This is a genomic window from Flavobacterium sp. 9AF, assembly GCF_902506265.1.
In the GTDB taxonomy this organism is placed as follows: domain Bacteria; phylum Bacteroidota; class Bacteroidia; order Flavobacteriales; family Flavobacteriaceae; genus Flavobacterium.
This window is the reverse complement of record NZ_LR733556.1, coordinates 1,400,353-1,422,876: the sequence shown is the minus strand read 5'-3', so window position 1 is coordinate 1,422,876 and position 22,524 is coordinate 1,400,353. Positions and strand designations below refer to the sequence as shown.

Sequence of the window (22,524 nt, the reverse complement as noted above, 5' to 3'; positions counted from 1 at the left end):
TTATTTGTTACTTTGTTAAAAAAATTGCAAATGTTTCGCTGGTTAATACCCTTATTATTACTTTTTCTATTAGAGTTTTACTCTTTTCAAGCCATAAAAAATGTGGTAAAATCAAAGTGGTTATTAGGACTATATATATTAATTTCGATTAGTATAATAGTTTATATTACCTATTTTTTTATTACACACGATAGAGGTTCTGGTCAAAATAGACAATCCTTGTTTACGATTGGGTTATTTTTAATCACTTTTGTTCCTAAAATAATGATAACAATTATTCTTTTAGGTGAAGATATTTATAGATTATTAGCAGGATGTTTAAATTACTTCATTGGTAACAATAATAGTGATTATTTTTTTCCTCAAAGACGAAAATTTATTAGTCAGATTGCTTTAAGTTTAGCAGCTGTTCCATTTGGATCTTTATTATATGGGATGACTATTGGTAAATATAATTTCAAAGTAAGAAAGCAAAAATTGTACTTTGATGATTTGCCAGAAGCGTTTGATGGAACAACAATTACACATATTTCAGATATACATAGTGGGAGTTTTGATAATCCAGAAAAGATTGAATATGCCATTGAACTAATTAATGAACAACAATCAGATTTAGTTTTATTTACGGGAGACATTGTAAATACTCATGCTAAGGAAATGTTTCCTTGGGTAGAAACTTTTAAGAAAATACATAAACCTAAATTAGGTAAGTTTTCTGTTTTAGGAAATCACGATTATGGCGAATATTTTGATTGGGATTCAAAAGAAGAAAAAGAACAAAATTTTGAAGCCATTAAAGATCTACATCGTAAGATAGATTTTGAGTTGTTATTAAATAAGAATATAGAAATTAAAAGGGGTAACGATTCTATTAAATTGGTTGGTGTTGAAAACTGGGGAAGACATTTTAAAAAAGCAGGAGATTTATCTATTGCTTCACAAGGAATAAAAAAAGAAGATTTTAAGATTTTGATGAGTCATGATCCTAGTCATTGGGATGAGGAAGTACAACATCATAAAGATCATTATCATTTAACTCTGTCTGGTCATACGCATGGTTTTCAATTTGGGATAGAAATTCCTGGATGGATAAAATGGAGTCCTGTACAATATGTATATAAACAATGGGCAGGATTATATGAAAATGCTGGAAAATATATTTACGTAAATAGAGGATTTGGTTTCCATGCTTATCCTGGTCGAGTAGGTATTATGCCCGAAATTACTGTTATAGAACTAAAAAAACGTGAAAGTGTAGCTTAATTCAGTAAAAATGCTACATTTGTATATTATTTTTGCTTAAAAATTTCGATTTATGTCAAAATTTGGAGAACTTATCGATGCCAGTGTGCCTGTATTGATAGATTTTTTTACAGAATGGAACGAGTCATCTTTAGCAATGAATGAAGTAATTCGTGACGTTGCTGCAGCTTTAGGAGATAAAGCAAGAGTTATAAAAATAGATGTAGATAAAAATCGTGAACTTGCAGAAGCATTACGAGTTAAAGGTTTGCCTACATTAATGATTTACAAAGCAGGTCAAATGGTTTGGAGGCAAAGTGGAGAACTAGATGCTAATACCTTAATAGCATTGGTTCAAGAGCAGGCTTAAAAAATTGTCTCAAATTGAAATCCTTTCTCTTTTAATAAACTAATGGCTTTAGGTAAAGCAAATTTTATATTTTTTTCTGCTTTTAAACTATCATGAAAAACAATTATACTACCACAGGTGATATTTTTTACCACATTAGTTAAACATTTTTCAGGACTCATTTTAGGGTTGAAATCATAACTTAAAACATCCCACATAATTATTTTATAACCTTGTTGCATTATTCTATTGGCTTGCGTTTTTGTTATCTTTCCATAAGGGGGACGAAATAGCTTAGGGCCTTTATAATTAGATGTGTATTTTTGAATGGTGGAATGGCAAGCATTAAAATTTTCAATATATGCTTCAGAGGTTGTTTTCCATCCATTTAGATGATTAAAAGTATGATTGCCTATTGTATGACCTTCATCAATTACACGTTCGAAAATATTGGGGTGTTTTTCTATGTTTTCTCCAATACAAAAAAATGTAGCTTTGATTTTCTCTTTTTTTAATATATCTAATATCCATTCAGTAACTTCTGGTATAGGACCATCGTCAAAAGTGAGGTAAATAGTCTTGTTTTGATCTTTTGCAGACCAAACATATTTAGGGAATAACCATTTAATAAAAAAAGGTGTCTTAATCCAAAAATTATTCATGTTGTAAAAATAAAAAATGTGACAAGATTTCTTGTCACATTTTTATTTTTTAGGTGAAAAATTATTCCATATCTCTGTCAAATTCGGGAAACATTTTATTGTAATTGTTAAATTTTATTTTTTCTTGATTGTAAAATTCAATGTCTTTTGCGCGCTTCATTATTTTTAATAAACTACGATAACGTTCAATATTTGAAGCAATTGACATCATATCGTCTTTTCCAATTTTTGCTTTATTAAGGCTTTTGTAAAATGTTAATTCTTCTTGGTATTTAATAATTAATTCTTTTATAATTTTTCTAGCTTTTTCTTTTTTGCCTACTTCGTAATAACCTTCAGCAAAAGGATCTACTAAAGTATAATATTCGAATTCATTTATGGGCATCTTTTCCATAGCTAAATCAATAATTTTTTCAGCTTTATCGTTTTTGCCTTCATTTATTAATGTCTCCATTAATCGAGCTAAATTTGTTCTATAAGTAATACCGTTTTTACGTGTTTCAGGATCATAATACATATTGGAGTTGCCACTGTTTCCCCAATCCCATTTTGTAACTATATCATACATTTTTTCTGAGTCAATATATCCCATGGCTAATGGGTTTGGATCCTCATCATTTGTTTGAGTTCTAACAGGAACAAGTTTAAAACACATGCCGTCAAGTTCTAAATATTCTTTCATCCATAGATAATCATCATCCCCAAAACTCCCTCCAGTAAAATAAATAGGTCTTTTCCAGTTATTCGCATTAATAATGTCAAGCATCATTAATCTGTTCTTGTACAATGCATCACCTTTAATTTTAAATTGAATATAAGGAACAATTGAATCGTAATATTTAGGAGAAACTACTTTGTTTTTAATAATTGTTTCCTTATCAATAGGTAAAATTATTTTATTGGTTGGGAAGTAGTTCACAGATTGGCCACTTCTTAAATCAATTTTTGCTCTTTCATCTTCAAGAGAAATAAATTGGATTAATTTTTCTAAACTTATAGAATCTTTTGTTTTTTCTATGAAAAAACTATAATCTCTATTGCTTCCTTTGTATAGTTCTTTGTCTAAAGTTAAAGGAATAGGATCTGATTCATACGCTTTTCTTCTCATTTGATTGATGTACCAATCGGTCATAAATAAACTTGTGTTCACTATTCTAACATCGGTACGATATCCTTCAATTTCTTGAGCGTACCATAATGGGAAAGTATCATTATCTCCAATTGTAAATAGAATTGCATTTTTTTCACATGAATCGAGGTAAGCTTTTGCATTTGCTAAAGCAGTATATTTATTAGCACGAGAATGATCGTCCCAATTTTGAGAGGCCATTAAAACGGGTGCGGCTAATAAAGTGGTTCCTAAAACGATTGGTATAGCAATTTTTGTTGAAATAAGATTTTTAATTCCTTCGTAAATTGAATAAATACCAAAAGCAATCCACATGGCAAAAACATAAAAAGATCCCACTAAAGCATAATCACGTTCTCTAGGTTCAAAAGGTCTTTCATTTAAATAAACTTTTAATGCTATACCCGTAAATAAAAATAGTATTAATAAGACATAAAAGCTTTTTAAATCCTTTTTTGCATGATAAATAAAGCCAATAATGGCTAAAATAAAAGGTAAAAAGTAATAAACGTTTCTTCCTTTATTGTTAAGCATGTCAGGTGTTAAATTATCTTGTGAGCCTAATCTTATAGCGTCAATAGAAGGGATGCCACTTATCCAGTTGCCGTCTAAATTATCACCTTTCCATTGATTGTCGCTTTGTCTTCCGGTAAAATTCCACATTAAATACCTCCAGTACATATGTCCAAATTGATATTCAAACATAAATTTCATGTTGTTGAAGAATGTTGGCTTTTCTACTATTAAATAATCACCATATCCTTTTAAAAATTTATTGTAATCATCATAATCCAATCGATGACTATTAAAAGCTGTTCTGAATTGAGCTACAATTTCAATCAATTCTTGTTCTTCTGCATATTCTGGTTTAATTCTGAAATCTAAAGGTTCTGTAAAAAGCATATAGTTTTCACTGTGATCACTGCTCCACATTCTAGGTAAGAAAGCTTTGTGGTTGTCATCAGTATTTTGATTCGCATTGATATAATTATTAGTTATAACATATTTTCCAGATTTATAATCTCTTTCATAATTTGGTTTGCCATCTGTGTAAGGGTTTTCTTCATCTAATCCAGAATAACTATCAGAAAACTGTGGACCATAAAATAAATGTTGTTCCCCATATTGTTCTCTATTATAATAAGCCAAAACTTCAGCTGCATCCGAAGGTTTGTTTTCATTAATAGGAGTGTTTGCATTGGCTCTAATTGGTAACATTAGCCAAGTTGAGAAACCAATTAAAATGAATAATATAGATAAAAGAGCAGTATTGTAAAAAACTAAGCCTTTCTTTTTTGTGTAATTAAGTCCAAAATAAAATAATGAAACTAAAACTAAAAAGGCAATAATTGTACCTGAATTAAAGGGCAATCCTAAGCTATTTACTGCAAAAATTTCAGTTTTACCAAAAAAAGCAAGTGTATAAGGTAGTAGTAATTTAAAAATAAATAATAAAATAGCTACGATTAAGATATTTGCGATTATAAAACTTTTTATAGTTACATTTTTGTAAGTTTTGAAGAAATATAAAAAACCTATAGCTGGAACAGTTAATAAAGCCATAAAATGTACTCCAAAAGAAAGACCAATAACTAATGATATAATTAGTAGCCATTTATTTCCTTTAGGTTTGTCTATTTCTTGTTCCCAACGCAATCCAAGCCAAAATAATAAAGCTATAAATAAGGAAGCCATAGCATATACTTCTGCTTCAACTGCATTGTACCAAAAACTGTCAGAGAAGGTAAAAGCTAAAGAAGCAATACACGCACTACCTAATATCATTATATGATTTGTTTTTGTTGCGTTCTCTTCTGATGTGAAAATTCTTTTCATTAATAAGGTTAGTGACCAAAACATAAAAAGAACTGTAAAAGCACTTGAAAATACAGACATCATGTTTACCATCAACGCAACTTTTGAAGCACTTGTCGCAAACATAGCAAAGAATGCACCCAGCATTTGAAATAAAGGAGCTCCTGGTGGGTGACCTATCTCAAGATTGGCAGATGTAGCAATGTATTCACCACAATCCCAAAAACTCATAGTAGGTTCAACAGTTAGAGAGAAGGTAGTTAAAGCAATTGCAAAAACTGACCAACCTATAATAGTATTCCATTTTTTAAAATTGAATGCAGTCATAAATGTATGTATTTGTCTTTTTAATTTCTATTACAAAGAAACTACTTTTTTGCTAGCTTGAAAGATTTAAAATAAATTTTAATATTTTTTTTAGAAAAACTTGCAGATTAAAAAATATGTATTAAATTTGCACTCGCATTTATGAAGCAATGGCCCATGGTGTAATGGTAACACTCCGGTTTTTGGTACCGTCATTCAAGGTTCGAGTCCTTGTGGGCCAACAAAAAAAACCTCTCAATTGAGAGGTTTTTTTTGTTTTAAAAAACTTTGTAATTTATATTTTAAAAGTAATTACAGGTCTCTTAGCGTGATTAACTAAATCTTCGCTGATGCTTCCGTTGAAAAAGTGTGAAATGCCTTTTCTGCCGTGTGTGCTCATTCCGATAATATCTGCGTCAATGCTTTTTGCAAAATGTAATATCCCTTTTTCTACATTGATGTCATTGTAGATGTGGGTAGAATAATTATTTATAGCAAATTCAGATGTAAAATCATCCATAATTTTTTGAGCAACACGAGTTGATTTGAAATTATTTGGTGTATTGATATTTACTAAATGGATATGAGAATTGAATTTGTTTGCGAAATCAACTACTTTCTGGAAAGGTTTTTTAATTTCATCTGAGAAGTCAGAAGCAAATACAAAATTGTTTGCGCTAAAATTGTCTTCTTCTCTTTTGATTACTAATACGGGTATTTCTGAATTACGAACTACTTTTTCAGTATTGGAGCCAATAAACATTTCCTGAAATCCACTTGCGCCATGAGATCCCATAACAATTAAATCAGCATTATGAGCTTTTTGGTTTTTCATAATTCCTTCAAAAGCAATTTCAAACTGAATTAATTTAGTTGTTCTAACGCCTTCTAAATAGGGTGCATTCATAAGATTGTCTAATTTGGCTATAGCAGCATTTTTAAACAGCATTAATTCGGGTATTTCGTGAGATGAACTTAATGCGTCGTTTCCTGTATTAGGAAGTTCAAGCATGTGTATGATTATTATTTCGCTATTGTCTTTCTTGGCAATCTGAGCAGCTACTTTTAAAGCGTATTCTGCATGTTTTGAAAAATCTGTAGGTACTAAAATTTTTTTCATATATGGTTTAATTTTCTAGTTTTTATTGTAAAATTTTACTTCATAAAGTTACTGATTATATTCTAATTAAACAATTATTTTAATTTAAAAAAATATTATGTATATTTGCATCGGTTATTTATGGAAAATTTAAATAATGAGGCACGCATGGCGTGCCTCTTTTTATAAAAATATGACATTTAAAGAAGAGGTAAGTAAATTATTAGAAGAAATTTTAGCTGATCGTTTGGATTTGTTTTTGATCGATTTGAAAATAGATGATTCTTATAAAATAAATATTGTTCTAGATGGTGATAATGGAGTAACATTACAGGATTGTGTAGATGTTAGTAGAGCTGTGGAGGCTGGGTTGGATGCTGAAAAATATGATTTTAGTATTGAAGTCGCTTCTGCTGGGTTATCAAGTTCGTTAAAATTAGTAAGACAGTATAAAAAGAATATTGGTAGAAATTTAAAGGTGAAAACGATATCTTCTCAAGAGATAGAAGCAGTTCTTACGGCTGCTGATGAAAAGGGTGTAACTTTAGAATGGAAAGCAAGAGAAGCAAAAAAAATAGGAAAAGGTAAAGAAACAGTAGAAAAATCTGTAAATTTGCTATATTCTGAAATAAAAGAAGCTACAGTAATAGTATTATTTTAAATAAAGAGTTGACATGGAAAATATTGCGTTAATAGAGTCGTTTTCAGAATTTAAAGACGATAAGCTCATAGATAGAGTTACCTTAATGGCAATTTTAGAAGATGTGTTTAGAAATGCATTGAAAAAAAAATACGGTTCAGATGATAATTTTGACATCATTATTAATCCAGACAAAGGAGATATGGAAATCTGGAGAAATAGAACCGTGGTTGAAAATGGGGAAGTTGAAGATGAAAACTCTGAAATTTCATTAGCAGATGCTAGGAAAATTGAACCTGATTTTGAAGTAGGTGAAGAAGTGTCTGAAGAAGTAAAATTATTTCAATTAGGAAGAAGAGCTATTTTGGCTTTGCGTCAAAATTTAATTTCTAAAATTCATGAGCATGATAATACCAATCTTTATAAACAATTTAAAGGTTTGGTTGGCGATATTTACACAGCAGAAGTACATCATGTAAGACCAAAAATGGTGGTATTGATGGATGATGATGGAAATGAAATTGTATTGCCTAAAGAAAAGCAAATTCCAAATGATTATTTCAAAAAAGGAGATAATGTAAGAGGAATAATTGAGAGTGTAGAGTTAAAAGGGAACAAGCCACAAATAATGATGTCTCGTACAGCACCTGAGTTTCTAGAAAAATTATTTGAACAAGAAATTCCAGAAGTATTTGACGGTTTAATTAATGTTAAAAAGGTGGTAAGAATACCTGGTGAAAAAGCAAAGGTTGCTGTTGATTCTTATGATGACAGAATTGATCCTGTTGGAGCATGTGTCGGAATGAAAGGATCTAGAATTCATGGGATAGTTCGAGAGCTTGGTAACGAAAATATTGATGTAATTAATTATACTAGTAATGTTCAATTGTATATTACTAGAGCATTAAGTCCTGCGAAAGTGTCTTCTGTGAAAATTGACGAAACAAATAAGAAAGCTGAAGTTTTCTTAAAAGTAGAGGAAGTTTCGAAAGCAATTGGAAGAGGTGGTTATAATATAAAGCTCGCTAGTTTATTGACTGGGTATGAACTAGATGTTATCAGAGAAGGAGTTGTTGAAGTTGATGATGTTGAATTGAGAGAGTTTTCTGACGAAATTGATGCTTGGATTATAGAAGAGTTTGAAAAAATTGGTTTAGATACTGCTAGAAGTGTATTAAATCAAGAAGTGGATGATTTAGTAAGAAGGACAGATTTAGAAGAAGAAACCATATTAGAAGTTGTTCGTATCTTAAAAGAAGAATTAGAAGATTAACTTCCAAAAGATATAAATAGCACACAAAACAAAAAGAATTAGAAAAAAGATTATATGTCTGACAAAAGAGTAATAAGAATCAATAAAGTTTTAAGGGAGTTAAACATTTCTCTAGATAGAGCTGTGGATTTTTTAAAAGAAAAAGATCATGAAATCGAAGCAAGTCCTAACGCAAAAATATCTCAAGAGGAATACGATGTCTTATGCAGTCAATTTTCTGCCGACAAAGGGAAGAAAGTAGCCTCTCTTGAAGTAAGTGAAGAAAAGAAAAAAGAAAAAGAGGCTTTAAAAAAAGAGTTGGAAAAAGAAGTTGAGATTAAACGTCAGCATGAAGAACAACAAAAGCAAGAAGTAATTAAGGCTAGAGCTTCTTTAGTAGGGCCAAAAGCTATTGGTAAAATTGATTTAAATCCTAAAAAGGTAGAACCAAAACAAGAAACTCCCCTTGTTCAGGAACAGCCAGTTGAACAACCTATAAAACAAGAAGAAATTAAAATTGTTGAAGAGGTAAAACCAAAAGTTGAGATTGAAAAACCTAAGATTAAAGTGGTTGAAAAAGTTGAACAACCAAAAGTTATTCAAAAGCCGTCTGTTGAGAAAAACAATTCTACAGAAACTGTAGAAGAAGATAAAATTGCAACAAATTATCAAAAATTATCTGGAGCAACGTTTACAGGTCAAAAAATTGATTTAAGTCAATTTAATAAACCTAAAAAGAAAATTGAACCAAGAAAAGATTTTAAAAAACCTGGAGATCCAAAAGCACCAAATTCTGGAGCTAATAATGCTAATAGCAATAATAATCCAAATTCAAATTCTAATAAAAATAAGAGAAAAAGAATTACTAAGCCAGCTCCAGGTAATAATAATGGTCAGTTTAATCAGCAACCACAACAAGGTGGTGGTGTAAAAAAAGATTTTTCTAAAGACAGATTCAATAAAGGTAAAAAAGTAGTAGTTCAAAAAACTGAGCCTACAGAAGAGGAAGTTAAAAACCAAATCAAAGAAACTTTAGAAAGATTACAAGGGAAAGGAAAAAAAGGCTCTAAAGCGGCTAAATATAGAAAGGATAAAAGAGATTCTCACCGTCAACGTTTAGATGATGAATTACAACAACAAGATTTAGAAAGTAAAATCTTAAAAGTTACAGAATTTGTTACTGTGGGTGAAATAGCATCTTTAATGGATGTGCCAATTACTAAAGTTATAGGTACTTGTATGTCACTTGGAATCATGGTTACTATGAATCAAAGGTTAGATGCTGAAACCTTATCTATTGTCGCAGACGAGTTTGGGTATGAAGTAGAATTTATTACAACTGATATTGAAGAAGCAGCTGAAGTAGTTGAAGATAATCCTGAAGATTTAACACACAGAGCGCCTATAGTTACAGTTATGGGACACGTTGATCACGGTAAAACTTCGTTACTAGATTATATTCGTGAAGAAAATGTTATTGCAGGTGAATCTGGAGGTATTACACAGCATATTGGAGCTTATAGTGTTGAGCTTGAAGATGGTCAAAAAATAGCTTTCTTAGATACACCTGGACACGAGGCTTTTACGGCAATGCGTGCACGTGGGGCTCAAGTGACAGATATTGCAATTATTGTAATTGCTGCCGATGATGATATTATGCCTCAAACAAAAGAGGCGATAAGTCATGCGCAAGCTGCTGGCGTACCTATGATTTTTGCAATTAATAAGATTGATAAGCCAACAGCTAATCCAGAAAAAATTAAAGAAAGATTAGCAGGTATGAATCTATTAGTAGAAGATTGGGGTGGGAAATACCAATCTCACGATATCTCTGCAAAAACAGGATTGGGAGTAAAAGAACTTTTAGAGAAAGTATTACTAGAAGCTGAAGTATTAGAATTAAAAGCAAATCCTAAGAAAAATGCATTAGGAACTGTGGTAGAAGCTCAGTTAGATAAAGGACGTGGTTATGTAGCAACAATCTTAGTGCAAGCTGGAACTCTAAGAATAGGAGATTATATGCTTGCTGGAAAAAATCATGGAAAAATTAAAGCCATGTTTGATGAAAGAGGACATAACGTAACGGAAGCAGGTCCTTCTACACCAGTATCTATTTTAGGTTTAGATGGAGCACCTACCGCTGGAGATAAGTTTAACGTATATGATGATGAAAGAGAAGCAAAACAGATCGCAGCTAAAAGAACTCAATTACAGCGTGAACAATCAGCAAGGGTTAAAAAGCATACTACACTTGATGAAATTGGTAGACGTATTGCTTTAGGACAGTTTAAAGAACTAAATATTATTATTAAAGGAGACGTTGATGGTTCAGTTGAAGCATTATCAGATTCATTTTCAAAACTTTCTACAGAAGAAATAGAAGTGAAAATAATTCACAAAGGAGTAGGAGCTATTACTGAATCTGATGTATTGTTAGCTTCTGCATCAGATGCAATCATTATTGGATTTAATGTTAGACCTCAAGGAAACGCAAAAGCATTAGCAGAGAAAGAAGAAATCGATATCAGAAATTATTCTATTATTTATGCTGCTATTGATGACTTGAAAGATGCAATGGAAGGTATGTTGTCTCCAGAATTAAAAGAAGAAATTACTGGAACTGCAGAAGTTAGAGAATTGTTTAAAATTTCTAAAGTTGGAACTATTGCTGGATGTATGGTTACTGATGGTAAAATATTTAGAAATTCTCAAATCCGTCTTATTAGAGAAGGTGTAGTTATCTATACAGGGGAACTAGCTACTTTAAAACGTTTCAAAGATGATGTAAAAGAGGTTTCAAAAGGTTACGATTGTGGTATGCAAATAAAAGATTATAATGATCTTAAAGAATATGATTTAATTGAAGCTTTCCAAGAAGTGGAAGTTAAGAAGAAATTGAAATAATTTTTTTAAAAATAAAACAGAGAGGCCAATTTTTTTGGTCTCTTTTTTATTTAATGCGGGTAATATTTTTTGATTACAAACACTTTATAGAAATGTCTAATTAAAAAATACTACAAATGAAACAAAAATGCATCTTTCTATTATTATTAACATCCTTGTTCGCTCAAGCACAATTGAACTTTAAATTCGATTTTAAAACTCCTGCTGGAGTGCCTATTTTTACCACTCCTACTTATACTTATCCTGATATTTCAAATGTTACGGTTATAGGGGTGGATTTGTCAAATTACATCTGTGAAGGACAAGATGTAGTTATCAGAAATCTTTCTAGTGGAACTTATACTAGCGCAACTATAGACAATAATACTTTATGGGATGGTAAATGGGGCGTATGGGGAACACCTCCAGGATCTATCCCACATTGGACAGTAACATCTAATGTTTTTGATGATCAACTATGGAACACGGGTGTAAATGCACAAACAGTAACTATTCCTAATATTGCTCCAGTGGGCAATATGTACATGAATTCTGGGAATGATCCTAATTATGCTTATCATCATTTGCTTGTTGCTCCATTATTGAGCAGTCACTATCACGGAGTATATAATTCAAATGCAGGGTGTTCAAGAGTATTGATTTTGAAAATCAAAGTAAAAAAAGCTCCAGATTGTTTGGTGCCAAGTTTATCTTTATGTGAGGGAGAATTAGTAACGAATGCTAGTCTTGGATTGGAAAATGGAGTAACTATATCAAATTGGTCACCTTTCGACCCTAGAGTTACAGCTCCTACAGAGTCAACAAATTTTACATATACTTTATCAAATGGGACTTGCACTTATAATTGTTCATTAAACTTAAAAGTCTTAAAACCAGAAAAAGAATTTTTATCGAATACTACAATATGTTACGAAGATCTTCCTTTTCTAAGTCCAACTGGAGTTTATGATTCTTGGACAGTAAATTCTGGTGTAACTTCAATAACGGTTAATGGTAATTCAGTTTTTGATTTTGACTCTGGATTTATGAATACAACCTATTTTAATGCCGATGAAAAATTTACTTTAAATCAAAGTGGAACTTTCATTGTAGGAGTTACCTATTCTTTTTTTAATAATGTAAATGTATCTTGTACAAAATATTATACGATTACTATTACCAGTCCAATTAAGATTAATTTACCTAGTTTATTTACTTTTTGTAATAATTATCAAATGATTTGTGGACCTACAGCACCATCTGGATACATTTATAATTATCAATGGATAGGCCCTAATCCAGCAACAATGACTTCAACAGTATTGTCAGTAGATTCTTGTTTTACACCTAGCGAAGAGGGTAATTATTTTTTAACTGTAACCAATCAATATGGGTGTAAAGTAAAACATTTATTTAAAGTTTCAACGGGTATTCCAATACCTGTTTTAAATGATATATCAATCTGTAAAAATGATCCGATGCCTACAATTTCAATTGCAGGGCAAGGATATTTAGCTCCAGAATATGCTATCAAATGGTATGTTAATGGTGTTTTAGTCCAAAATAGTGGAGAAACATTGTTTATGACTCCAGCTTCAGGTAGTGTGGTTAAAGTTGAAATTTCTAAAACGGGTTGCCATTCAGTTTCTAAAACAATTACAGTAACAATATCTTGTTGTGAACCAACAGCAGTTGCTTTTGTAGAAAATATACAAGGTTCCAAAACGTATTCAACAAAATATGGGCCAATGGATATTCCTACAGTTTGTTTACCCGATGTTTATGTAGATGGCTCATTTAGTCAAAATGAAAATGGTTATTTTGTTGAGCTGGCAGAATTTGATTTGGCCTCTTGGTCAGATGTAACCGTTTTCTATTCAGGATGGGTTCCAGGTGGAATTACAGCTCCTAGTCACATGGATGTTAATAATTTATTAGGATCAAGCGTATCTTTAGTAGCTGGAAAGGTATATAGATTTAGATTAGCAGTAGGGCCTAATTGGCATAGTACAGATGTGTTTTTTGTTCCTATATATTGTAAAATTATTTTGGGTGATAATGGGGATGATCAAGATGTTTCTACTAAAACCAAACAGTTAATTACTGAAAATAATATTGAAGAATTAATTTTATCAAATGCTAATTTATATCCTAATCCTACTAAAGATTGGGTTGATGTAAATTTTTCGAAATTATTGACTGGGAATTATTTCATTTTTACAACAGAAGGGAAACTAGTTGCTAAAAATGAATTTTCTGATATGAATAATTTAAAGATTGATTTTTCTAACTATAACAAAGGTATTTATCTGATTCAATTTGTTGTTGGTAATCAAAAAATAACTAAACAAATTATTAAGGAATGATAATTTTAAATTATTTATGAAGAATATAAAGTAATAACTAATTAGGCATCAATATATGATGCCTAATTTTATTTTATGAAATGGGATAACAATATAAGTTTTTGTATTAATCAAATTATTTTCGTTCTTTTTAAAAATTATATTTTAATCCACTATAAATATTTCTTCCAGGAGCATTAATGCCAGAAGCGAATACTCGATATTGTGTGTCAAAAATATTTTCAACACCAAAATATAAAGTAGCTTGTTTTAACACAGAAAAGCTGGTTTTGAAATTATATGTTTCCCATGCAGGCATTCCTCCTTGCGGAGCATATTGCTCATTATCTTCTCCATTAAGGAAATAATCTTTACTCCTTTTTTTGCCATTATATAACATATAGAAATCAAAACGTCCCCATTTTTTTTCGTAACTTAAGTTTAATTTTCCAAAATACGGAGATACGTGATCTAATGGTTTTTCTTTCTCTTCAATAATTCTACCGTAAGTATAATTAAAAGTTGCTTCAAACTGCAATTCATTCAATATATATCCTTTTATTATTGTTGATAGTCCTGTTATAAAAGCTCTACCTTTGTTCTGATTGGCTAAAACGGAACTTAAAGTGCCATCATAATTAATTTGCGATTGTCCTTGATATTCAAAAGCATCAGTAATTATTGCATCAAATAGGCGAGTGTAATAAAAAGTATTTTCAAATTTAAATCTTTTGTTATTTGATTGGATTATTAAACCTAAATCACCCGTAATGGTTTTTTCTGGTTTTAAATTTTCATTAGGAACTATTAGAAATCCACCACCTGATTCAAATATTTTTCCAAAATCATCAACATTTGGAACTCTAAAGCCAGAAGCTAAGTTGGTTTTTAGAGCTACGTTTGGAGAGGTTTTATGAACTATTCCTATAGATCCACTATAGGTAAAATTGGATTGTTTAATTTGTGTAAAAGGCAAAGGGAAATAAGTATCATCTGCAATAGCGCTGTTTAAAGTGGTTACCCCAAAACGTCCACCAGTTGACCAAGAAGTTTTAGTGTTAGATTGTTCTGTGTAGGAAATATAAATGTCATTTCGAAACATGTTGTTATTTCCGTTTGGATAACGTGTGTCTAATCCGTTTGTTTCTCCTGTATTTATATTTTGCAAATATGCAGACGATTTTAATGTTTCAAAGTAAGATTCAAGACCATAAAACAATTCACCTTTTCTAAATTTTCTATTTAAATCGAATGAAAAGGAATACATGTTTACGTTTTCTTCTCTGTTTTGTAAGTTGTAATTTTGAAAGCGTCTATTATGTCTACTTTCTTTTGCATTTTGATAAGCTAAATTTAGTATTAAATTGCTATCAAAGAATGCTTTTGATTTCTCCAAAGTGTAAGCTGTTAAAATACGCTTTTGTGGACCATAATACCATTCTACATTTCTTAATCCAGACGAAGTTACATCTGTTAAACGATCATATCGAGGAATATTTGAAGTAGTAGAATATTGCAAGTTTAAGTTATGTTTTAAACCTGTTCTGGATTTATAGGATACTTTTTGTAGTACATTATATTGAGTATAACCAGAAAATTTCTGAATATATTTATTCTCATTAGCAACCAACTGATCAATTCCATTACTGTTTTCAACATAAAAATACCTTTCTCCATATAAATCGGAATGATGATTTTTGCTTTTTCCCATTTTTAAGTCTTCAAAATCATTAAAAGAAAAAACGGTTAATGAAGCAAAATTTTCTTTGGCAAAATTGATGTCAAATGAAATTGATTTTTCTTTATTAACGCTTCCATATCGTGTGGTAATATTGCCAGTTATTAAGGAATGAGTTTCATCAAAAAAATTTGCTTTTTTTGTAGTCATGTTGATGGTACCTCCTAAAGCATCGCTTCCAAAAAGGGTTGATGTAGGACCATAAAAAATATCAACATTTTCTAACATATTTTCATCTACAGTAATTACATTTTGTAAATGTCCAGTTCTAAAAATTAAATTATTCATTCTAAAGCCATCTACTAAGAGTAAGACACGACTTGCTTCAAAACCTCTAATAGTTGGACTTCCACCACCTTGCTGAGATTTCTGAACAAATAATGCTCCCGAATTAGAGAGCATTTCTGATGTAGTTTGAAAATTCTGAAACTCAATCTGCTTTTTATTTATAGACTCAACTTCATTGGGTAAAATTGTTTTGTTTTTAGGTATTTTAGTTGAAGTCACAATAACTTCTTCTAGACGTTTAGTTTTTATAGAATCTTTTATTGATTGTCCGTAAAAAGGAATAGTAACCGTTAGAAGGCAAAAGTGAAAAATTTTCTTCATTACTATTATCTGTTAGGTTTAATTAGAAATGCAGTTGGGTATTTCTTTTTGATTTCTAATAAATCTTTTTCTGCATTTATTCTTAACCTATATTTTCCTACCCATACTTTATAAGTAGGGTTGGTATATAAATAAGTAGCTTCAATATCTTTAAAATCTTTTTTAAAAGTCATTAACGCTTTTTTAGCCGACTCTTTATCACCATAAAAAATTTGAATAGTATAATTCTCATCAGACTCACTTGAGCTGTCTAAAATTTGCTTTTCTTTCAGTAATTTTTCAAATCTTGCATCTTGAATAACAGTAGTTTTGGAATCTTGTGAAAAAGATTTGGAAGAAATAAATAAGCTAATAATTGCTAGGGGAAAATAATTTTTTAAAGTTAAAATTCTCATAATGAATAAAATTTAAAGCAAAAGTACAACATTAAAAACGAAACAAAACAACATAAATTATTTAGAATAAATATAAATTACATTTTAAGATAAAATTAAGGTTTTTAGAATAGTTCTAATATCGTATTTTTGTCGGAGTTTAAAATAAAGTATGCTTTTAAGGTGTAAATGATATATCTAAAATCGTACCAAATCTAGATCGATAATCATTAATTAAATATGAAAAAGGTGGGTAACCATAAATCGTTTTCAAGGATTTTCTTCAGTTTAGCTTTAACGCTATCTTTTTCTTTATCTGTTTTTTCTCAAGATTCCACTTCGGTAGATGTTGCGGCTGCGCCAACTGCTGCTGGTGATGTTGATGCAGGTAAAGCACTGTTTAATACGAATTGTGCGGCTTGTCATGCTTTAGATAAAGCAATGACTGGACCAGCTTTAAGAGGAGTGGCAGATAAGTATGACAAAGAATTTCTTTACAAGTGGATCAAAAATAATACAGAGCTTATCAAAGCAGGAGATCCAACAGCGTTAAAAATTTACAATGATAATGGTCAAAAAGCAATGACTATTTTCCCTCAATTATCTAATGCAGATATTGATAATATTTTAGCGTTTACTTCTCAGCCAAAACAGGAAACTCCAGTTGTAGATACTACTGGTGGAGATAAAGATGGAGGTAGTCCTACTAATTCTGGAATTTCTAACAATGTGATTCTTGGAGCTTTAGCTTTGGTGTTGTCTATGTTGATCGTAATGTTATTCTTAGTGAATAATGTATTAACTAAGATTGCTAAAGCAAACGGTATTCAGGTTCAAAAAGACGAAAAAGCATTGCCAATTTGGAAAGCATTCGTAAAAAATCAATTCTTATTAGTTGTTACTGCGATTTTGTTCTTGTTATTTGCAGCTTATTTTGCTTATGGGTATTTAATGCAAGTAGGTGTGGATCAAGGATATGAGCCAATTCAGCCAATACATTATTCGCATAGAATTCATGCTGGTGATAATGGTATCGATTGTAAATACTGTCACTCTGCAGCAAGAGTTGGTAAACATTCTAATATACCGTCTTTAAATGTATGTATGAATTGTCATAAAAATATTTCTGAAGTAGCAGAGGCAACTTTGGCGGAAGGAAATGAATACGGTGTGAATTATAATGATGAAATTCAAAAATTATATAATGCTGTAGGTTGGGATAAAACAACTCAAACCTATACAGGTAAAACAGAACCTGTGAAATGGATAAGAATACATAATTTACCTGATTTTGTATATTTCAATCACTCACAACACGTTTCAGTTGCTGGAGTGGAGTGTCAAACTTGTCATGGTCCTGTTGAGGAAATGGAAATTATGAGACAACATTCTTCTTTAACCATGGGATGGTGTGTTAACTGTCACAGAGAAACAAATGTTAAGGTGGAGGATAATGCATATTATGCAAAAATTCATGAAGAACTTTCTAAAAAATACGGAGTTAAACAATTAACTGCTGCACAAATGGGAGGTTTAGAGTGTGGTAAATGCCACTATTAATTAATTATAATTTAAGAAGCTAATATCAATATACAATATGGCATCAAACAAAAAATACTGGAAAAGTGTTGAGGAGCTAAACGAAAATAGTTCTATTGTTGAGACGCTAAGAAACAATGAGTTTGTTGAGCAAATTCCTGTTGATGAGTTTTTAGGTGATAATAATGCCTTGTCAAACAGTTCAACTTCTCGTCGTGACTTTTTAAAATATGTAGGATTTAGTACTGCAGCTGCTTCATTAGCTGCATGTGAAGGTCCAGTTGTGAAATCTATACCATACGTAGTACAGCCTGAGGAAATTATTCCTGGAGTAGCTGATTATTATGCTACTACAATTGCTGATGGTTTTGATTTTGCTAATATTCTTATTAAAACACGTGAAGGTCGTCCAATTAAAGTTGAAAATAATAATTTAGAAGGATCTAAAACTGGAGCTAATGCAAGAGTGCATGCTTCTGTACTTTCATTATATGACAGTATGCGTTTAAAACAACCTAAAATTGCTGGTAAAAATGCAAGTTGGGCTGAAGTAAATGCAAAAGTTAAGGCTAGTTTAGAAGATGCTAAGGCTACAAATGGATCGATAGTGCTTTTAACAAATACTATTGCAAGTCCTTCAACAGATGCTTTAATTGAAGACTTAAAAATAAAATATCCTACTGTTCAACATATTATTTATGATGCAGTATCGGATTCGAATGCATTAGATGCTTTTGAACAAGTTTATGGGGTTCGTGCTCTAGCTAATTATGATTTTTCTAAAGCAGATGTTATTGTTTCAGTTGGAGCAGATTTCTTAGGAGATTGGCAAGGTGGTGGATATGATGCTGGATATGCTAAAGGTAGGATTCCTAAGAATGGAAAGATGTCTAAGCATATTCAAATTGAAGCTAATATGTCCCTTGCAGGAGCAAATGCTGATAAAAGAATACCAATGACTATTGCTCAGCAAAAAGCAGCTTTAGTAGATATTTATAATGTAATTGTTGGTGGAGGAAAAGCTAAAAATACTGATGTAGCAAAAGTTATTAGTCAATTACAATCTGCAAAATCGAAAGGTGTTGTTGTAACAGGATTAGATGATGTAAATGCACAGTTGTTAGTGTTAGCAATTAATAATGCTATTAGTTCTGAAGCATTTAATCCAAATAGCGCTAGATTAACTAGAAAAGGTAATACTAAATCAGTAGCTCAATTGATTACTGATATGAAAGCTGGAAAAGTACATACAATTATTATGAATGGTGTAAATCCAGTTTATACATTACCAAATTCTAAAGATTTTGCCGAGGCACTTAAAAAAGTGAAATTATCTGTTGTATTTTCTTTGAAAGAAGATGAAACAGCAGCAATAAGTACTGTAGCAGCAGCAGCTCCACATTATTTAGAATCTTGGGGAGATGTTACTTTAGAAAGAGGACATTATAGTGTTACTCAACCAACAATCCGTCCATTATTTGATACAAAACAATTCCAAGAGGCTTTATTAACTTGGAATGAAAATAGTTCAACTTATTATGATTATTTAAAAGGTTTTGCTTTAGCAAATGTTACAGCTAAATCTTGGAATCAGATCGTTCATGATGGGTTTGTATCTACTGAAATTACGCCCTTAGTAGCAAATCAAGTTGATTTTTCAAGTGCTGCGAGTACATTAAACCAAGCTAAATCTTCATCATCAGAATTAGATTTGGTATTATATACTAAAACAGGAATGGGAGATGGACAACAAGCTAATAATCCATGGTTACAAGAATTTCCTGATCCAATTACAAGAGTATCTTGGGATAATTATATTACTATTTCTAGAAAAGATGCAGAAAATCTAAAATTAGAAAATTGGAATGTAGCTAATGGAGGTTTAAACGGTAGTTATGTAACATTGAAAGTAGGTAATTTAAGTCTTTCAAATGTACCCGTTATCATTCAACCTGGTCAGGCAATTGGAACTGTAGGTCTTGCTTTTGGATATGGTAAGAAAGCGGCTTTAAAGCAAGAAATGCAAGTTGGAGTTAATGCATATACATTATACAATAACTTTAATGCTAATCAATCAGTTAAAATTGAAAAAGAAGCTGGTGAGCATGAATTTGCTTGTGTTCAATTACAAAAAACATTAATGGGTCGTGGCGATATTATTAAAGAAACGACTCTTGATATATTTAAAAATGAAGATGCAGAAGTTTGGAATCCTGTTCCGATGGTATCTTTGGATCACCAAGAAACACCTACCACTAAAGTAGATTTGTGGACTTCTTTTGATAGAACAACAGGACATCATTTTAATTTGTCTATCGATTTAAATGCATGTACTGGATGTGGAGCTTGTGTTATTGCTTGTCATGCAGAAAATAACGTTCCTGTAGTGGGTAAAACAGAAGTAAGAAGAAGCCGTGATATGCATTGGTTACGTATCGATAGGTATTATTCACATGAAGAAACTTTTGGTAAAGATGTAGAATTAAAAGAAGGAACTTCCGGATTGATGAAGTCAATTGATACTTTTAGTTCGATGGAAAATCCATCTGATAATCCTCAAGTAGCTTTCCAACCTGTAATGTGTCAACATTGTAATCATGCACCTTGTGAAACAGTTTGTCCTGTGGCAGCTACTTCTCACGGTAAAGAAGGACAAAATCACATGGCATATAACAGATGTGTGGGTACACGTTATTGTGCAAATAACTGTCCTTATAAAGTAAGACGTTTTAACTGGTTCTTATATAATAAAAACAGCGAATTTGATTACCATATGAATGACGATTTAGGTCGTATGGTATTAAATCCTGATGTAAATGTTCGTTCTCGTGGAGTTATGGAAAAATGTTCTATGTGTATTCAAATGACACAAGCAACAAAACTTCAAGCAAAACGTGAAGGCAGATTAGTAAAAGATGGTGAATTCCAAACTGCATGTTCAGCTGCTTGTTCAAGTGGAGCAATGATATTTGGAGATGTAAATGATAAAGAAAGTCAAATAGCTAAATTAGCTGAAGACGAAAGAATGTATCATTTGCTAGAACACATTGGTACAAAACCAAATGTTTTCTATCACGTAAAAGTAAGAAACGTTAAATAAGTATTAATTTAAGAAACAATATAAAGGATTATGTCGTCTCATTACGAAGCACCCATTAGAAAACCTTTAGTAGTAGGAAATAAATCTTACCACGATGTTACTGTAGATGTAGCTAGACCAGTTGAAGGTAGAGCTAATAAACAATGGTGGATTGTATTTTCAATTGCCTTAACCGCTTTCCTTTATGGATTAGGTTGTATGATTTATACTATCTCTACAGGTATAGGTACTTGGGGATTAAACAAAACAGTAGGCTGGGCTTGGGATATCACTAACTTTGTTTGGTGGGTAGGTATCGGTCACGCAGGAACCTTAATCTCTGCAGTATTATTATTATTCCGTCAAAAATGGAGAATGGCTATCAACCGTTCTGCAGAAGCAATGACAATCTTCTCAGTTATGCAAGCAGGATTGTTCCCAATTATTCACATGGGACGTCCTTGGTTAGGTTACTGGGTATTGCCAATTCCAAATCAATTTGGTTCATTATGGGTGAACTTTAATTCACCATTATTATGGGACGTATTTGCAATTTCTACGTATTTATCTGTTTCATTAGTTTTCTGGTGGACTGGTTTATTACCTGACTTTGCTATGCTACGTGATAGAGCAATAACACCATTTACTAAAAGAATATATTCTACTTTATCATTCGGATGGAGTGGTAGAGCAAAAGATTGGCAACGTTTTGAAGAAGTCTCATTAGTTTTAGCAGGTTTAGCTACACCTCTTGTACTTTCTGTACATACAATTGTATCTTTTGACTTTGCTACCTCAGTAATTCCTGGATGGCATACTACAATTCTTCCTCCTTACTTCGTAGCTGGAGCAATTTTCTCAGGATTTGCAATGGTAAATACCTTGTTAATTATCATGAGAAAAGTGTCAAACCTTGAAGAGTATATTACTATTCAACATATAGAATTGATGAATATTATTATCATGATTACAGGTTCTATAGTTGGATGTGCTTATATTACTGAATTATTTATTGCGTGGTATTCAGGAGTAGAATATGAACAATACGCTTTCTTAAATAGAGCAACAGGACCTTATTGGTGGTCATATTGGTTAATGATGACTTGTAATGTTTTTTCACCTCAGTTCATGTGGTTTAAAAAATTAAGAACAAGTATAGCTTTCTCATTTATTATTTCAATTGTAGTAAATATTGGAATGTGGTTTGAGCGTTTTGTAATTATTGTTACCTCGTTACATAGAGATTATTTACCATCATCTTGGACTATGTTCCAACCAACATTTGTTGATGCAGGTATTTTTATAGGAACTATTGGATTCTTCTTTGTACTATTTTTATTATACTCGAGAAGTTTCCCAGTTATTGCTCAAGCTGAAGTTAAGACTATCTTAAAATCATCAGGAGATAATTATAAGAGAGAAAGAGAAGAACACGGACATAATCATTCAGATAATCATTAATA

14 protein-coding genes and 1 tRNA gene are annotated in these 22,524 nt (G+C 31.3%); 10 read left to right on the top strand and 5 right to left on the bottom strand.

The window, feature by feature from the left end; all coding sequences use genetic code 11:
- The first annotated feature begins 30 nt into the window (after positions 1 to 30).
- Positions 31 to 1,263 (top strand): metallophosphoesterase, encoded by a 1,233-nt coding sequence (locus HALO113_RS06735; protein WP_159778292.1) that lies wholly within the window; start codon positions 31 to 33, stop codon positions 1,261 to 1,263.
- 52 nt (positions 1,264 to 1,315) lie between these two features.
- Complete coding sequence (locus HALO113_RS06730) at positions 1,316 to 1,612, top strand: co-chaperone YbbN (protein ID WP_159778291.1); 297 nt, start codon at positions 1,316 to 1,318, stop codon at positions 1,610 to 1,612.
- Here the strand turns inward: HALO113_RS06730 and HALO113_RS06725 are convergent.
- Together HALO113_RS06725 and HALO113_RS06720 are read right to left on the bottom strand one after the other, a co-directional pair.
- Complete coding sequence (locus HALO113_RS06725; RefSeq protein WP_159778290.1) at positions 1,609 to 2,253, bottom strand: polysaccharide deacetylase family protein; 645 nt, start codon at positions 2,251 to 2,253, stop codon at positions 1,609 to 1,611. The two genes, HALO113_RS06730 and HALO113_RS06725, sit on opposite strands and share 4 nt — an antisense overlap.
- A gap of 61 nt (positions 2,254 to 2,314) precedes the next feature.
- A complete protein-coding gene (locus HALO113_RS06720; protein ID WP_159778289.1) occupies positions 2,315 to 5,524 on the bottom strand; it encodes a DUF2723 domain-containing protein in 3,210 nt (1,069 codons plus the stop codon).
- A gap of 150 nt (positions 5,525 to 5,674) precedes the next feature.
- On the opposite strand from HALO113_RS06720, the gene HALO113_RS06715 reads away from it, so the two are divergent.
- Positions 5,675 to 5,745: transfer RNA gene (locus HALO113_RS06715), tRNA-Gln, on the top strand.
- A 53-nt stretch (positions 5,746 to 5,798) separates the two neighbouring features.
- Here HALO113_RS06715 and HALO113_RS06710 read toward each other — a convergent pair.
- Positions 5,799 to 6,623, bottom strand: coding sequence for a universal stress protein (locus HALO113_RS06710; RefSeq protein WP_159778288.1), 825 nt, complete (start codon positions 6,621 to 6,623; stop codon positions 5,799 to 5,801).
- Positions 6,624 to 6,795: 172 nt separating this feature from the next.
- Here HALO113_RS06710 and rimP point away from each other — a divergent pair, with 172 nt between their 5' ends.
- The 4 genes from rimP to HALO113_RS06690 all read left to right on the top strand — a co-directional run bounded on the left by rimP (position 6,796) and on the right by HALO113_RS06690 (position 13,743).
- A complete protein-coding gene (rimP, locus tag HALO113_RS06705) occupies positions 6,796 to 7,263 on the top strand; it encodes a ribosome assembly cofactor RimP (RefSeq protein WP_159779571.1) in 468 nt (155 codons plus the stop codon).
- Between the two features lie 13 nt (positions 7,264 to 7,276).
- Positions 7,277 to 8,515, top strand: a complete 1,239-nt coding sequence (gene nusA, locus HALO113_RS06700) for a transcription termination factor NusA (protein ID WP_159778287.1) — start codon at positions 7,277 to 7,279, stop codon at positions 8,513 to 8,515.
- A gap of 54 nt (positions 8,516 to 8,569) precedes the next feature.
- Positions 8,570 to 11,398, top strand: a complete 2,829-nt coding sequence (gene infB / locus HALO113_RS06695; RefSeq protein ID WP_159778286.1) for a translation initiation factor IF-2 — start codon at positions 8,570 to 8,572, stop codon at positions 11,396 to 11,398.
- A 116-nt stretch (positions 11,399 to 11,514) separates the two neighbouring features.
- Positions 11,515 to 13,743 (top strand): T9SS type A sorting domain-containing protein, encoded by a 2,229-nt coding sequence (locus HALO113_RS06690; protein WP_159778285.1) that lies wholly within the window; start codon positions 11,515 to 11,517, stop codon positions 13,741 to 13,743.
- A gap of 130 nt (positions 13,744 to 13,873) precedes the next feature.
- Here the strand turns inward: HALO113_RS06690 and HALO113_RS06685 are convergent, their stop codons facing one another.
- Both HALO113_RS06685 and HALO113_RS06680 read right to left on the bottom strand, forming a co-directional pair.
- On the bottom strand, positions 13,874 to 16,069 hold the full coding sequence (locus HALO113_RS06685) for a TonB-dependent siderophore receptor (protein ID WP_159778284.1): 2,196 nt from the start codon (positions 16,067 to 16,069) through the stop codon (positions 13,874 to 13,876).
- A gap of 5 nt (positions 16,070 to 16,074) precedes the next feature.
- On the bottom strand, positions 16,075 to 16,464 hold the full coding sequence (locus tag HALO113_RS06680) for an SPOR domain-containing protein (RefSeq protein WP_159778283.1): 390 nt from the start codon (positions 16,462 to 16,464) through the stop codon (positions 16,075 to 16,077).
- A gap of 219 nt (positions 16,465 to 16,683) precedes the next feature.
- Between HALO113_RS06680 and HALO113_RS06675 the strand changes: the two genes are divergently transcribed.
- From HALO113_RS06675 to nrfD, 3 genes are read left to right on the top strand one after another with little or no spacing between them, the layout of a single operon-like run.
- Positions 16,684 to 18,003, top strand: coding sequence for a c-type cytochrome (locus tag HALO113_RS06675; RefSeq protein WP_159778282.1), 1,320 nt, complete (start codon positions 16,684 to 16,686; stop codon positions 18,001 to 18,003).
- Positions 18,004 to 18,040: 37 nt separating this feature from the next.
- A complete protein-coding gene (locus tag HALO113_RS06670; protein ID WP_159778281.1) occupies positions 18,041 to 21,082 on the top strand; it encodes a TAT-variant-translocated molybdopterin oxidoreductase in 3,042 nt (1,013 codons plus the stop codon).
- Positions 21,083 to 21,112: 30 nt separating this feature from the next.
- Complete coding sequence (gene nrfD, locus HALO113_RS06665; RefSeq protein ID WP_159778280.1) at positions 21,113 to 22,522, top strand: NrfD/PsrC family molybdoenzyme membrane anchor subunit; 1,410 nt, start codon at positions 21,113 to 21,115, stop codon at positions 22,520 to 22,522.
- Positions 22,523 to 22,524 lie beyond the last annotated feature (2 nt).

Excerpts from the sequence above, each read along its gene's own strand:
- HALO113_RS06735 (WP_159778292.1), top strand. The coding sequence starts at position 31 with ATGTTTCGCTGGTTAATACCCTTATTATTACTTTTTCTATTAGAGTTT.
- HALO113_RS06670 (WP_159778281.1), top strand. The coding sequence starts at position 18,041 with ATGGCATCAAACAAAAAATACTGGAAAAGTGTTGAGGAGCTAAACGAA.
- nrfD (WP_159778280.1), top strand. The coding sequence starts at position 21,113 with ATGTCGTCTCATTACGAAGCACCCATTAGAAAACCTTTAGTAGTAGGA.
- infB (WP_159778286.1), top strand. The coding sequence starts at position 8,570 with ATGTCTGACAAAAGAGTAATAAGAATCAATAAAGTTTTAAGGGAGTTA.
- nusA (WP_159778287.1), top strand. The coding sequence starts at position 7,277 with ATGGAAAATATTGCGTTAATAGAGTCGTTTTCAGAATTTAAAGACGAT.
- HALO113_RS06725 (WP_159778290.1), bottom strand. The coding sequence starts at position 2,253 with ATGAATAATTTTTGGATTAAGACACCTTTTTTTATTAAATGGTTATTC.
- HALO113_RS06720 (WP_159778289.1), bottom strand. The coding sequence starts at position 5,524 with ATGACTGCATTCAATTTTAAAAAATGGAATACTATTATAGGTTGGTCA.
- HALO113_RS06710 (WP_159778288.1), bottom strand. The coding sequence starts at position 6,623 with ATGAAAAAAATTTTAGTACCTACAGATTTTTCAAAACATGCAGAATAC.
- HALO113_RS06675 (WP_159778282.1), top strand. The coding sequence starts at position 16,684 with ATGAAAAAGGTGGGTAACCATAAATCGTTTTCAAGGATTTTCTTCAGT.
- HALO113_RS06730 (WP_159778291.1), top strand. The coding sequence starts at position 1,316 with ATGTCAAAATTTGGAGAACTTATCGATGCCAGTGTGCCTGTATTGATA.
- HALO113_RS06690 (WP_159778285.1), top strand. The coding sequence starts at position 11,515 with ATGAAACAAAAATGCATCTTTCTATTATTATTAACATCCTTGTTCGCT.
- HALO113_RS06680 (WP_159778283.1), bottom strand. The coding sequence starts at position 16,464 with ATGAGAATTTTAACTTTAAAAAATTATTTTCCCCTAGCAATTATTAGC.
- HALO113_RS06685 (WP_159778284.1), bottom strand. The coding sequence starts at position 16,069 with ATGAAGAAAATTTTTCACTTTTGCCTTCTAACGGTTACTATTCCTTTT.
- rimP (WP_159779571.1), top strand. The coding sequence starts at position 6,796 with ATGACATTTAAAGAAGAGGTAAGTAAATTATTAGAAGAAATTTTAGCT.